Annotated in this window: 13 protein-coding genes; 2 read left to right on the top strand and 11 right to left on the bottom strand. The window is 38.1% G+C overall.

Features of this window, described 5'->3' with window-relative positions; genetic code table 11:
* Positions 1-125 precede the first annotated feature (125 nt).
* The 4 genes from VB715_RS17190 to VB715_RS17205 all read right to left on the bottom strand — a co-directional run bounded on the left by VB715_RS17190 (position 126) and on the right by VB715_RS17205 (position 3,537).
* Positions 126-593 carry a DUF29 domain-containing protein gene (locus VB715_RS17190; protein WP_323302457.1) on the bottom strand — a complete coding sequence of 156 codons (468 nt, stop codon included), beginning with the start codon at positions 591-593 and terminating at the stop codon, positions 126-128.
* Between the two features lie 20 nt (positions 594-613).
* Complete coding sequence (locus tag VB715_RS17195) at positions 614-784, bottom strand: type II toxin-antitoxin system HicB family antitoxin (protein ID WP_323302441.1); 171 nt, start codon at positions 782-784, stop codon at positions 614-616.
* A 124-nt stretch (positions 785-908) separates the two neighbouring features.
* A complete protein-coding gene (locus VB715_RS17200; RefSeq protein WP_323302442.1) occupies positions 909-2,504 on the bottom strand; it encodes a nickel-dependent hydrogenase large subunit in 1,596 nt (531 codons plus the stop codon).
* A 70-nt stretch (positions 2,505-2,574) separates the two neighbouring features.
* Positions 2,575-3,537, bottom strand: a complete 963-nt coding sequence (locus VB715_RS17205; protein WP_323302443.1) for a hydrogenase small subunit — start codon at positions 3,535-3,537, stop codon at positions 2,575-2,577.
* A 766-nt stretch (positions 3,538-4,303) separates the two neighbouring features.
* Here VB715_RS17205 and VB715_RS17210 point away from each other — a divergent pair.
* A complete protein-coding gene (locus VB715_RS17210) occupies positions 4,304-5,776 on the top strand; it encodes a DNA methyltransferase (protein WP_323302444.1) in 1,473 nt (490 codons plus the stop codon).
* Positions 5,777-5,962: 186 nt separating this feature from the next.
* Here the strand turns inward: VB715_RS17210 and VB715_RS17215 are convergent, their stop codons facing one another.
* The 4 genes from VB715_RS17215 to VB715_RS17230 all read right to left on the bottom strand — a co-directional run bounded on the left by VB715_RS17215 (position 5,963) and on the right by VB715_RS17230 (position 9,411).
* Entirely contained in the window at positions 5,963-6,160 is a 198-nt protein-coding gene (locus tag VB715_RS17215; RefSeq protein ID WP_323302445.1) for a hypothetical protein, read from the bottom strand.
* A gap of 459 nt (positions 6,161-6,619) precedes the next feature.
* A complete protein-coding gene (locus tag VB715_RS17220; RefSeq protein WP_323302446.1) occupies positions 6,620-7,348 on the bottom strand; it encodes an SIMPL domain-containing protein in 729 nt (242 codons plus the stop codon).
* An 88-nt stretch (positions 7,349-7,436) separates the two neighbouring features.
* Complete coding sequence (locus VB715_RS17225) at positions 7,437-8,861, bottom strand: dihydrolipoyl dehydrogenase family protein (protein WP_323302447.1); 1,425 nt, start codon at positions 8,859-8,861, stop codon at positions 7,437-7,439.
* A gap of 82 nt (positions 8,862-8,943) precedes the next feature.
* Positions 8,944-9,411 (bottom strand): hypothetical protein, encoded by a 468-nt coding sequence (locus tag VB715_RS17230; protein WP_323302448.1) that lies wholly within the window; start codon positions 9,409-9,411, stop codon positions 8,944-8,946.
* A 215-nt stretch (positions 9,412-9,626) separates the two neighbouring features.
* On the opposite strand from VB715_RS17230, the gene VB715_RS17235 reads away from it, so the two are divergent.
* Entirely contained in the window at positions 9,627-10,007 is a 381-nt protein-coding gene (locus VB715_RS17235; protein ID WP_323302449.1) for a ferritin family protein, read from the top strand.
* A 173-nt stretch (positions 10,008-10,180) separates the two neighbouring features.
* Here VB715_RS17235 and VB715_RS17240 read toward each other — a convergent pair whose 3' ends face one another.
* The 3 genes from VB715_RS17240 to VB715_RS17250 form a co-directional block, all read right to left on the bottom strand.
* On the bottom strand, positions 10,181-11,449 hold the full coding sequence (locus tag VB715_RS17240; RefSeq protein WP_323302450.1) for a DUF4912 domain-containing protein: 1,269 nt from the start codon (positions 11,447-11,449) through the stop codon (positions 10,181-10,183).
* A gap of 255 nt (positions 11,450-11,704) precedes the next feature.
* A complete protein-coding gene (locus VB715_RS17245; protein WP_323302451.1) occupies positions 11,705-12,397 on the bottom strand; it encodes a TIGR00266 family protein in 693 nt (230 codons plus the stop codon).
* A 64-nt stretch (positions 12,398-12,461) separates the two neighbouring features.
* Entirely contained in the window at positions 12,462-12,845 is a 384-nt protein-coding gene (locus VB715_RS17250) for an AIM24 family protein (protein ID WP_323302452.1), read from the bottom strand.
* Positions 12,846-12,870: the final 25 nt, after the last annotated feature.

Below are 12,870 nucleotides of genomic sequence, written 5' to 3' on the forward strand. Positions count from 1 at the left end.
GAACAATTTATCATCTTACCGTAAATTTGACACAATTTATGAAGTTAAGGATTTAGATGGCCATAGCAATACAAATTTAATGGTTAACCCACAATCTTAAAAATGCCATGCCCCTACAGAATTTATTAATTACCATAAAAATCTTCATCTAATATCTGTTCTTGAGAAAAAGGACAACTTTTAGGATATTCATTTTCTTGAGGAATAGAAACACCAAACTTAGCAAGTTTACCTTCTTTAATGGCAATTTTACGAGCATCAGAATAAGCATTTTCTATCGCAGTTTTAAAATAAGCTTTAAGGGAAGGAGTATCCCGTAAATTTTTCTGAACTCGTTGACGATGTTCAATAATAGAACCATACCAACTATCTTTCATAGATGAAGGTGCATCATGTTGTACTTTTAGTTTGAGTAAATGAGCTAAAAGAATCATCAAATTACTTTCTAATGCTCTTTTCTCTGATTTTCCCAAGTCTGTTAATTCCTCAACTAAGTGATCAATATCTAAGGAGGAAAATTCACCCTTTTGTAATTGATAAATAGTTGTTTCTATCCACTTTTGAAAATCTTGGTCGTAAAGTGTTTTAGACATATCATCTTTATTTCGTTTCATCAAATATCAGCTAAACGATCTTCAAAAATTAATTGAATCGCACTTTTTAAGCTTTCTTTGGCTTCTTCAATCGTTTCCCCTTGACCATTGGCACCAGGAATTTCAGGACAAATAGCCCAATATCCTCCTTCTTGTGCGGTTTCAATAATTGCTGTCAATTCTGCTTTCATGATTGTTTTTTAGATAATTTATGATAATAACGCAAAAATTAGCGAGTGAATAGCATTTTAGCAGAATTTCTGAGGCGCATAAGTAGAAAAAAGTAGGGTGGGCATTGCCCACTCTACACCAACTTTAATTAGTACGGAACCTGGCTAATTCTTTGCCTGTCTTGGCATCATGAGCGTGAACCGTACAAACTAAACAAGAATCAAAAGAACGGGCCACATGACCCACTTCTACGGGGTTGGTGGGGTCTTCGATAGGAATACCAATTAAGGCATCTTCAATAGGCCCTCTGGTATGATTACCGTCCCTTGGCCCCACATTCCAGGTAGTCGGGGCAATTACCTGATAATTCTTGATTTTGCCCCCTTCGACTTCAACCCAGTGACAAAGGGCCCCGCGACTTGCTTCGGTACCACCCCAACCCCGGCCATCTTTTTCCGTGGGTTTGATGTACCAGGGGTCATTTAACTTAAATTCCCGCAGACACCGTTCTACTTCCCGATACAGTTTAACGGATTCGTGCATCCGTGCAAACTCCCGTAAATGAATGCTAGGGCCACCCATTTTCTTGAACATATCCAAGACTAAACCATCATAATGTTGCCAACTTTCCCCATGTTTACCACCAGCAACTAACTGACGCGCTAGAGAACCCACTTCCATACGGCCTAAGTCTTTATGACTTACCGCAGTAGACCAGGAATATTTACCTTCATAGTCTCCGGTATTAATTTCTTTGGGTACGGTGGTACGATCAAAAGGATGAACATCAGCAGTGCCTTCTTCATACCAAGCATGACTGGTATTCTCGCGGGTGAAGGTATGGTCTACCATCTGGTGAGTATCGGTAAAGCTATCATAAACACCACCTTTCATGATGACGGCAGCATTGCGTCCTTCAATGGTGGGTTTTTGATATTTGTCTTCATGGGGAAGATAACCCCAAGTTAAATATTTACCTGGCCCTGCACCATATTTATCTAACCCAATATCTAACCCCATACGCCAATAAAACCCAAGGTCAGAGTTAGCATGATTAGGACTCTCATCTAACCATTCTAAGAAATCTTCATAGGTTTGAATTTGTTCGTATCTTTCCAAGGAACATCCTAACCAAACGGGTTCTAACCAATTGGTGCGAAAATACTCCATAATGCCCCAACCCCTGGTAACATCTGTTAGGGTAGGCGCACACATGACACCCCCAGGAACCATATAACTTGAATGGGGCCATTGTCCCCCAAATAAAGCATATAATTCTACGGGTTTTGCTGAGGTAGTAATGGCTATTTCGTAAGATGTTCCAGTAAAGGCACTAAACCGTTTACAAGCTTCTTCGTAAAAGGGACTATTCTTATACTTTTTATTGGTTAAATCAATGGCATATAAAGCATAGAAATGTCTAGGATGACTTTGAATAGTCTCAACTAATTGCCCTAAATTTCTGGCTAAAATTGCGTTACGAGGAACTTCTGTACCCCAAGCTGTATCTAAGGCCCAAGATGCACAACTAAGGTGAGACGCGCCACAAATACCACAAATACGGGGGGTAACAATTAGTCCTGCTTGGGGGTCTTTTCCTCTTAAAATTACTTCAAAACCGCGAAATAATTCAGCTTTTGTCCAAGCATTGACTACATAGCCATCTTCAATATCAACTCTAACATCTAAGTCTCCTTCGACTCTCCCAACCGGAGATATTTCTAATTTTTGAACTGCCATATTGCTCCTCTCAAGAATGATTAAATGTTTTATAACATAAGGGCATAATATATTATGCCCCTACAGATTATTACACAGTAAAAAAGTCATCGCTGGCCCAAGATGGACTGGTATCTTTAGCCACAACGGTTAATAAGGCATAATCTTTCTTATTAATACCAGGGGGTAATTCTTTGGGAACACCCATCACGGTTTGCGTCTTAAAGACTGTTCCTGGTTTAAGATCATGGAAGGGAAATTCTGGTTCGGTACAACCTAAACAGGGCATTCCCGCACGGGTTTTAGAAGATACCCGATTCCATAAAATACGGTTACAGGAAGAATGAGTCATGGGGCCACGGCAACCCATATCATAAAAGAGACATCCGGTACGTTGTCCGAAGTCTTGGGTACTTGCTTTATAGGAAAAGTGCATATTCCGCGTGCAACCTGTTTGGGTAAAGCTACGGAAAAAGGTTTCGGGACGGTGAAACTCATCAAGGGTGATGTCTCCCACTCTCCCCGTGGCCACTGCTACCAAAATTTGACTAATCCAGTCAGGATGAGCAGGACACCCCGGTATATTGATAACAGGTAGACCCGCTTGAGAACGATAGTCTGTCCCTAGAGAACCCCCTTCCTTCCGTTTCAGGAATTGTAAGCCTACGGACTCGCTGGGGTTGGGTTCCATGGCCGGAATTCCCCCATAGGTGGCACAGTCTCCCACGGCAACCACAAAAGCGGCAACCTTAGAAAGATCTGCTAACCAGTCTTTCATGGGACGACCCGCAAAACGGTTCCATTCTCCGCTTCCCTTGGGGGCATTAACGACTGTTCCCTCAAATACTAGGATATCGACGGGAATTTTGCCACTAACACAGTCCTGTAAGAGTTGTTGTAAATCATCGCCTAATTCCAAACCGAGGGAAGGATGCCATAAGATATTAATCCCAAAGTCGGTAATTAAGTCTACTAAGGTCGGTTCTTCTGCATTGAGAAAGGATATGGTATTCCCAGAACAGGCCCCGCCTTGCAGCCAAAGAACATTAGCCATAGACTGTCTCTGATAGGTTTTTCTGTAATTATGCAGTAATTTTTGTTAAATTCTTTTATTGTTTAAGGTTCATTTAATAATAATTTCAACAATATTTCTAAACCACACTATTCTTTAGTACAGTCTCTATAAATCTTGATGTTTACCTATAATATTCTGTCATGAAATCATCATACTTTAAGTCAATAAACGAAGTCTTAAAAGATTAATCATTTTATCTATTTTTTCTGTATCAATCACAACAGTAGGGGGAATTCATGAATTCCCCCTACAAATCTATGAGTTTTTTGTCAAGCTCAGTTTACAATTCTTGTTTATTAGTAACTATGTATTGTTGGGGTTACTGCTCAAATCGGGCTATTTTTGGGGATGGAGAGAAGTAGGGGAGTAACGGAATATAGGGCTTTGAGATGTGTAACTTGATTTTTAGACAGATTTCTAGGATCTAACATTAGTATAACGCATTCTGAAAATAGCCAAAATCTCATTTTCGGGCAAATTTTAGTAAAATCAGGAAAAAGTAGCTCTCAGTGAAGTTATGTTAAGAGGTTTGATTGATTGAAATAAATCATGTTTTATACAAGGTTTAATAATTTTGGTTAATCAATAGGGAGGGCGATCGCATTGTAGAGAATACAACACCATTACTAACATTTTTTCAACGATTTTATAGGATAATTTTGTTTAAGAATGAATGCTTAACCTCTCAAATTATTGTAGTATTTAATCTGTTTGGGATTAACTCTACACTCCAAATTAATTAAAGATGAATAATCAACTTTTTTACGGGGACAATCTAGAAGTTTTAAGAAAACATATCAAAGATGAATCAGTAGATTTATGTTATATTGATCCCCCCTTTAATTCTAAACGTAATTATAATCAAATTTATCATAATCTTGGCAAAGAAGATCAACTACAGGCACAAGCATTTGTGGATACTTGGATTTGGGATGATCATGCTAATCAAGAGTTAGCAGAAATTCAAGAAAACTATTATGGTAAATTTACCAGTCAAAGTATTGATTTAATTTCAGGATTAACTAAAGTTTTAGGGAAAGGTAGTTTGCTTGCTTATTTGGTAAGTATGACCTTAAGAATAGTAGAAATTCACCGCGTTTTAAAACCGACAGGGAGTTTTTATTTACATTGTGATCCCACAGCAAGTCATTATTTAAAAATCATCTTAGATGCTATATTTTGCTGTCAAGGTGGAGATTTTCAAAATGAAATCGTTTGGTGTTATGGTTCAGGTGGTGCTAGTAAATCTCATTTTTCTAAAAAACATGATATAATTTTGTATTATTGTAAATCAAATAACAATTTCGTTTTTAATGTTGATTTAGTAAGAGAAGCTTATTCTTCTCCAGAAAAAGTTGAACATAAAATAGTTAATGGGAAAGCCTATCAAAGAAAGCATGAACTAGGACGTATTCCTTTTGATTGGTGGCAAATACCAATTTTAACTAATACAGCTAAAGAAAGATTAGGATATCCCACACAAAAACCTGAAGCATTATTAGAAATAATCATCAAAGCAAGCAGTAATGAAGGGGATATAATTCTAGATGCTTATTGTGGTTGTGGGACAAGCATTGCAGTAGCAGAAAGATTAAATCGTCCTTGGATTGGTATTGATATTACTTATCAAAGTATTAGTCTCATTTTAAAACGACTCGAAGATTCCTTTGGTAAAAACGTTTTAGATAACATACAACTCAATGGTATTCCTAAAGACATAAAGTCTGTGATCGCCTTAGCTAACAAAACCGATGATCGTACCCGTAAAGAATTTGAGAAATGGGCAGTTTTAACCTACAGTAATAACCGCGCCGTCATTAATACCAAAAAAGGGGCAGATCAAGGCATTGATGGGGTTGCTTATTTCCAAGGAGATAAAGATGAGCGAGAAAAAATAATTTTTCAAGTAAAATCAGGTAAAGTAAAATCAGGAGATATTCGAGATTTACAGGGAACTATAATTCTACAACAAGCTGCTATTGGCATTTTTATCACCTTAAGACCTCCCACCAAAGACATGATCAAAACTGCTAAAGCTGCGGGTATTTATCAAGGTAAATATATGAATAAGACTGTTGACAAAATACAAATTGTCACCATTCCAGAGATTTTAGAAGAAAAAAAACGTATTGATATTGGGTTGATGTTTGAAGTCCTGAAATCTGCTGAAAAGCAACGGGAAACCACAGGAATACAAACAACTTTAGATCTACACTAAGTAGGGTGGGAATTGCCCACCTTACAGTTTTTTTCTTAGGTAGTTTGTCCCCTAAAAAGAAGAATGACTTACAACAGTTTGCGAGTTTATGCAATAAGCAGTAGGGACAATTGATGAATTGCCCCTACATTGAAGTTAACGGGGATCAGTCCCCTGTTACTAGATAATTTGTTACTGTCATCAACACTAAGCCACAGAAGCGTCTTGTTGTTGATGACGTTGAACTTTCCCTGTTCCGTGACAGACAGGACAAGCAGTCATATTCTGACTATCTGCAGCCATTAACTTCCCATTTCCTTTACACTTTTGACAAACGACTTTTTCGTGCCACCAATAATTTGTTAAAAAGTTATTATCAGTAATGTAATTAAAGTCTTCGTACATTTAAACACCTCAGCTAGACTTTAGACTATCGTCCCTATCACCCAACTCATTGCTTTAAACAACATACAAATTCCCCCCTGACTTAGACTAAAAATCGATAAAACCATTTGATTTCTCAAAATTTTTTTTTGATTCTCTTTAAAGCCTAATTGTAGGAGAAACGCTAACCAAGGCCGATTGAAATATCCTGGCTATCATTTATATTATAAACAAATAAACTAATTTATCCTCTTTGTTCATAATTTGTAAAGTTAGGACTAGAAAAAGCGATAGCTGCGCTTTATAACTGATCCCACCCCGTATTCATGCTTTTTATCTTCAAAATCAGAACTCTTAACCTTTCGTTAAAGTTAGGAAAGATTTGATATATCTGCCAGCAAAAAAATTTACAATTCATCATATTTTTTGTATCAATCAATACAGCAGTTATGATCAATGATTGTCTGCTTGGTTATGTCATTAATACCGAATTTGCAAAGTAACAGAGGCTCTCACTGTTTGTTCTCCCCCAATAACAGGGGTGATTGGGGGAGCATTGGCTGTTGTTTTAAAGGTTTCTGCTGCTTGAATTAACTGAGGTTTAGGAACATTTGCGCCATTAATGGCAATATTAATAATTTCTTGAGACTGAAAATTCAACGTATCTAATACAGCTTTTGCCTGTTGTTGTGCATCTAGGGTTGCTGACTGTAAGGCTTTTTTTTGTGCTTGTGAAATAGCTGTTTCTGTTGCCGTAAAACTAACATTATCTATTCGGGTAGCTCCAGCTTTAACCGCTTCATCTAACAAACCACCGACTGCTTCAGTTTTGAGGCGAAAACTTACTGTATTTGTGCCAATATAACCTACTAAACGTCTTTGATTATTATCATATTGATAGTTAGGTTGAAGGCCAATTCCTGTGGTTTCTAAATGTTCTACTTGACGAGATTTTAAGAAGCTAACGACTGCCGATGTCCGTTGCGCCACATTTTCCTGTACCTCCGTCGCCGTTTTTCCTGAAATTTCTACCCCTAAGCTAATTTCAGTGAGGGTAGTTGAAATTCTTTCAATACCTTCTCCCGTGACAGTTAAGGTTCGTAATATTTGTTCTTGTGCCATGACTGGGGTAATAAAGGGGATACTAAAAATGCTGTAAATTCCTAAACAAATTGCAGAACTCTGACCTAGAAAATTCAGGTGATTCATATTGAATTCAAATTCTAAAAATATAGTTATTATTGTAGCAAAAAAAATCTAATCTTTAAGGATTAAAAGCAAATTATTAACCCTGAGATTAACCGAGCGATCGCCTAATACCAAAAAACTTAGACAAAAGTCCCTTTAACCCTTCATTTTTAGCAAATTTTTGTTTTTTGAGTAATAAAGCAGCCTTACTATTGACTTCTGATAATGTGGGATAAATATGAATACCTGATAAAGCAGAGACGTTGAGATTATTGGCCATAGCAAGAACAATTTCATGAATTAATTCTCCTGCGGATTTTCCCACTAAATGGGCCCCTAAAATTGTCCCATTACCCCGTACAATAATTTTACCAAATCCGAGGGTTGCTCCTTCTGCCTGAGCGCGATCAACATCAGCAAATTCTTGTTTTAAACTATAAACATCATCTCCATATTTTTCCTTAGCTTGGGCTTCTGTTAACCCCAGTCTTGCTAATTCAGGATCGGTAAAAGTTGCCCAAGGAATTACCTGATAGTTAACTTTATTAATGGGAAAGAATAGGGCATTTGTAATCACTGTTACCGCTTCATGGGCAGCAACGTGGGTAAATTGATAACCCCCGATAACATCACCACAAGCATAAATCTTTCTATTAGTTGTTTGCAGTTTTTCATTAATTTTAATCCCTTTTTTATCGTATTCAACCCCTGCCACTTCTAAGTTCAGAGATTCTACATTAGGAGAACGACCTGCAGAAACCAATATTTCATCAACGATAATTTTTTTATTTGCTGCCCATAAATGTTTTTTGCCATCAATTACTTCAACTTTGTCAGCCCTGGCATTTTTAATAATATTAATTTCTTCTTTAATAAACTGTTTTTCTATCACATCAGCCGCTTCAGGATCTTCTTTTGGTAAGAGATGAGATCTGCTATTAATCAAAGTTACTTTTACCCCTAAACGATGAAAAGATTGACCTAATTCACAGCCAATGGGGCCAGCCCCAATAATGCCTAAAGACTCAGGACTTTTTGTTAAAGAAAAGACCTGTTCATTGGTTAAAAATCCTGCTTCTTTTAACCCAGGAATTGGTGGAATAGCAGGACGAGAACCTGTAGCAATTACAAACGCACGGGCCGTTAATTTTCGTCCATTGACTTCAAATATATCCTGATTAATAAATTGTCCCGATCCAAAAATAACCTCAACCCCTAAACCTTCAAATCTTTGAGGAGAATCATGAGGTTCAATGGCACTAATTACCTTTTGAACGTATTCCATTGATTGGGAAAAATTGATAGTAGGTGAATGAGAATAAACCCCAAATCGTTCACTATTTTTAACTTCATAAGCCACTCTAGCGGCATGAATTAAAGACTTACTCGGTACACAGCCATACCACAAACAATCGCCCCCTAAACGTTCTTTTTCCACCAGAACAACTTTAGCTTTAAGTTGGGCTGCTGCACTAGCAACAACTAACCCCCCAGACCCACCACCGATAACAATAATATCATAATCAACCGCCATAATTTCATCTCCTTTTTAGCTTAATTAACATTTATGATAAATGATTTAATTGGGTTTTGAGCAATAACATATTCATCTGGATTTAACCATTTAATTGATGAGAGTTTGCATTTTTTCGTTGGTTTAAATATTGTTTATGATAAAGCCATTTTCCTTGTTGCATAAAGCCCCAATCTTTTACTTTTGTCCCTCTAAAAAATAGACTCCAAGACCCTTGAGAAGTTTCAGGAATTTCGATACGATGTAAAGACTGAGGGGAACGAATACGAAAATGGCCGGGGCCACGCCAAAATTTTCCTTCTGGGGTAATTTCCCAATAACCCCCTTTTAAAATTAACGTTCCATACCACCAAGGATGATCATGTAAGTCATCAGGATCACTCAAACATATATAATGTAACATGACATTAAAGGGAAGATTTCGTGCTGTATCTTCTTCTAGAAGTTTATCCGGGAAAAGCAGATAATAACGCTCTAAATAAGGATTAATACCATCTCGGTCATAAATAATGCGTTTGCGTCCTAATTTTTCTAAAAGTTTTAATAACATTGTTCTTGATCCAGAAACCCTAAATTGATCATAACAAAAAAACTTTAACACAAAGTCAAGCCAAAGTAGGGGTCAACGGCTGTTGACCCCTACAACAAGATTTCAGCTTTTACCAATGTTAAACCCCTTCAAGATTTAACTCATTTTAATGGCAACAAAATTGTCCTTAAATTATCCTGTAGAGTATCAATAATCCCAGGAAGGATAAAACACTTATGGATATGTCCAATGCTAATACAGCCAAAAATCTTGAGGCAGCTTTTGGTGGGGAATCAATGGCAAACCGCAAATATCTTTTTTTTGCCGAAGTCACAAAACAGTTAGGAATGAAAGAATTATCAAAACTGTTTAAAGAAACCGCCAATCAAGAAACAGAACACGCGTTTGCTCATTTTCGTTTATTACATCCTGAATTGGTGATTGATGACCTTTCTAGCCTAACAGAAGAAGATAAAAAAGCCATTGCTTCTCGTTGTTTAGAATTAGCTATTGCAGCAGGAACTCCCTTTGAAGCCATTCCTGATGATTGGTATTGTCCCATTTGTGGCGCGTCTAAAAAGTTATTTATTCCCTATGAAGATGCGATTGCTGCTTAACTACCTGAAGCTGACACCCTAAAGAGTTCAGCTATAATATCAAAGCCCGTCTTCGCGGGCTTCGTTTGTATAATCCCAGGCTTTAGAGTGAGGGAATTATCTATCAAAAAATAAACCCCTGATGAAATAGTTTCAGGGGTTTGAAGGTTAGTAAGGTTTGAACAAAGGTTAGACTAGCTCAGCCATTCTAAAACCGCTTCTTCCTTGGTATTTGTATGACGAGAAGGAGTTTCCCGTTCAAACTTCATGTGGATAGAACGGTTTTGTTCGCCATCAGCAGCAACTGCCACAATGGGATAATCAATTAAGCCATCTTGGAAGGACATCTGGAAGCGGAAAGTTCCATCGGGGTTGAGTTTGATAGGACGGCCACCAATGGTCACAGTCGCATCTGGTTCAGTAGCACCATAGACGATTAATTCAGCGTCGGCCACTAACCAGAACTTGCGAGGACGTACGGGAGCTTCTGAGGCAAAGCCAACGCCGGACATATTTAAACCGGACACGGTGGGAACTGCCCACATACCTACCCCAGAGGGGAAGACGTAGGAACTGAGAACTTCTTGATGAACGTAAGAACTTACCACGGAAGCAGCTACGTGCTGCATGGAACCAAAGAGAGAACCGGAAATCCGTTGCCCTTCTGCGCCTTGGGCCATGCCATAAATCTCATCATAAATAGGACTGTCAACACCAGCCACTGCCCCTTGACGATGAGTGGGGGGAACCAGTTTGTAAACTGTCTTACCTTGTAAGTCTTCTTCCCAGTTAACAGTGACGAAGATGTCTTCTACCCAGTCAGAGGGATAAACAGGAGGAACATGGACAGGGGCGGAACGGCCCAGAATTAACCAACGACCATCAAAGGTACGATAGCCAATATCGATAACATAGTCACGATCGCTCACAGGGACGGGTAAGTACCATTCCCGGGCCATTTCATCACAGAGGTATTCTTGAACACTGTGGGGACTTTGATAGTTGAGGTCAATATCACTGACATCATAAACCCGTAAAGCGAGTTGTTGTCCTCCTTGACGACGTAATGATTCCTTGGCTTCGTTAGAAACATCCCAGTAAGCATAGGCCCATTGGGGGTCACGGGGCAAAAGGACGATGCGGCTTTCTCCGTAACCATCGGGAAGCTCACCGAGGCCGTCATCAACATCGGCTAAACTCTCTATGATGTTGTCTTCTTGTCCAACTTCAAATTTGGATGCTTCCACTTGTTGCTCCTCTTGAATGCTAGGTTGACTATGGGAAATTTGTTCGGTTTGAACGGTGGGCTGATTAAAAGGGGTTTGTTCGTTTATGGCTTGTTTTATTGCACTGAGTAGTTGCGCTTTACGCATCCGACTATAACGGGAGATGTTATATTCACTGGCTACTTTTCGTAGCTGTCGCAGGGTCATCTCCTCTAAAGGTATGCCTTCTTGTGCCATGAGATCACTCTCCGATTAGTTTTTACGGCCAATAGCTCCTGGCAAATGGTCATGAGTATCATGAGGTTCATGATTAACTCAATGAGTTTGGGATCAAGGATTGTTTGCTTAACTTTATGTAACAAAAGATAACTAGGAATGGTCAAGGGGTAAATTAAGTGAATTTTGGGGGATGTACGAATTTACGACCTTTTGGGGATCATAATGTCATCAAGTCTTGACATTACGGGCAGCTACCAGATCCCAAAGAAAGTTTTAATGAATAAAAGGAGCAAAAAAATCCAGAAAAGCATAGCGATAACGAGATTGTATCCATAACTTTCCCCGTCCTTGAAAATGAAAGAACATATTATAATTGCCTAAGTTGCCTGAGTGCAGTCCTTGAGAATCTAATCCTTTTAGGCTTTTTATTTCATAGCTTAAGGTATCTTCAAAAGCCACTAAATAACTAACTTGAATGAGATAATTATCTTCAACTAAAATCTCTTGAATATTGCCGTAAAAACTTGCCCATAACTCTCCTATTCCTACCAGATGAAAAAAGAAGGAATCCCGTTGACTAAACTGTTTAATCATCGAAGAGGCTAAGAGTCTTAACTGGACATTATTTCCACAGGCAAGAAAAGAAAAAATCTGAATAATTATGCCTCTTTCTGGGGTGATTTGATAATATTTAATGTCCCCTAAAATATCAGGACAAAGATAAAGACTTCCTGGAATTTTAACGGCTTGAACCTCATTAATGCTTAAATAAGAGTGACTGGAAAATCCTTCAGTCATTCTTAAATCATCAGTGGGAATAATCTTGCCAATTTGAATTGAGACATCTCTCGCTGCTAGGGTTGCTGTTCTGATAAAAATTGTTTGTTCTGGCTTTAAATTTAGAATCAAAACGGCTGCTTCTGGGGTATGTTCAATTTGATAATTAATCCCTTGAGACTCCACCATATTAATGATTTAATCAAGATATTACTAGATAATTTTCTAAGCTTACTGACCCTTATTACCTGATTTATAACTTTGACTTTAATCTAGAAGCGATTAAATGCCCCCAGGTTTTAGCATGATGGGTTTGACAGTATAATTTTCCTTGTCCCGTAAATTTCATGAATAAAGGTTGTTTTTTAAACCATGAGCCTATGGCTTTTTTTGATAACTGAGTAATTTCATATTTAAGACTATTTTCAAAGGCCACTAAATAAGCCAAATTGACAAGATATTCCCCATCAATAGTAACCGGATAAAGCCCTCCTAACCCATTGAGTAAAACTTCTCCTTGTCCCGTAATACTTAACCCACATTCCGCACATCTTTCGTCCCAAAAAAGATTATGGCTTGGAACCCCGCTAGAACTCAGTGGGCAAACAAATGAACTTATGACGGGGTTGCAAGACATAATCTCAACCTGACTTGATTAAAGC

The organism is Crocosphaera sp. UHCC 0190, from assembly GCF_034932065.1.
Taxonomy (GTDB): Bacteria; Cyanobacteriota; Cyanobacteriia; order Cyanobacteriales; family Microcystaceae; genus UHCC-0190.

Coding starts and splice junctions, on each gene's coding strand:
- VB715_RS17190 (WP_323302457.1), bottom strand. CDS start 593: ATGTCTAAAACACTTTACGACCAAGATTTTCAAAAGTGGATAGAAACA.
- VB715_RS17195 (WP_323302441.1), bottom strand. CDS start 784: ATGAAAGCAGAATTGACAGCAATTATTGAAACCGCACAAGAAGGAGGA.
- VB715_RS17200 (WP_323302442.1), bottom strand. CDS start 2,504: ATGGCAGTTCAAAAATTAGAAATATCTCCGGTTGGGAGAGTCGAAGGA.
- VB715_RS17205 (WP_323302443.1), bottom strand. CDS start 3,537: ATGGCTAATGTTCTTTGGCTGCAAGGCGGGGCCTGTTCTGGGAATACC.
- VB715_RS17210 (WP_323302444.1), top strand. CDS start 4,304: ATGAATAATCAACTTTTTTACGGGGACAATCTAGAAGTTTTAAGAAAA.
- VB715_RS17215 (WP_323302445.1), bottom strand. CDS start 6,160: ATGTACGAAGACTTTAATTACATTACTGATAATAACTTTTTAACAAAT.
- VB715_RS17220 (WP_323302446.1), bottom strand. CDS start 7,348: ATGAATCACCTGAATTTTCTAGGTCAGAGTTCTGCAATTTGTTTAGGA.
- VB715_RS17225 (WP_323302447.1), bottom strand. CDS start 8,861: ATGGCGGTTGATTATGATATTATTGTTATCGGTGGTGGGTCTGGGGGG.
- VB715_RS17230 (WP_323302448.1), bottom strand. CDS start 9,411: ATGTTATTAAAACTTTTAGAAAAATTAGGACGCAAACGCATTATTTAT.
- VB715_RS17235 (WP_323302449.1), top strand. CDS start 9,627: ATGGATATGTCCAATGCTAATACAGCCAAAAATCTTGAGGCAGCTTTT.
- VB715_RS17240 (WP_323302450.1), bottom strand. CDS start 11,449: ATGGCACAAGAAGGCATACCTTTAGAGGAGATGACCCTGCGACAGCTA.
- VB715_RS17245 (WP_323302451.1), bottom strand. CDS start 12,397: ATGGTGGAGTCTCAAGGGATTAATTATCAAATTGAACATACCCCAGAA.
- VB715_RS17250 (WP_323302452.1), bottom strand. CDS start 12,845: ATGTCTTGCAACCCCGTCATAAGTTCATTTGTTTGCCCACTGAGTTCT.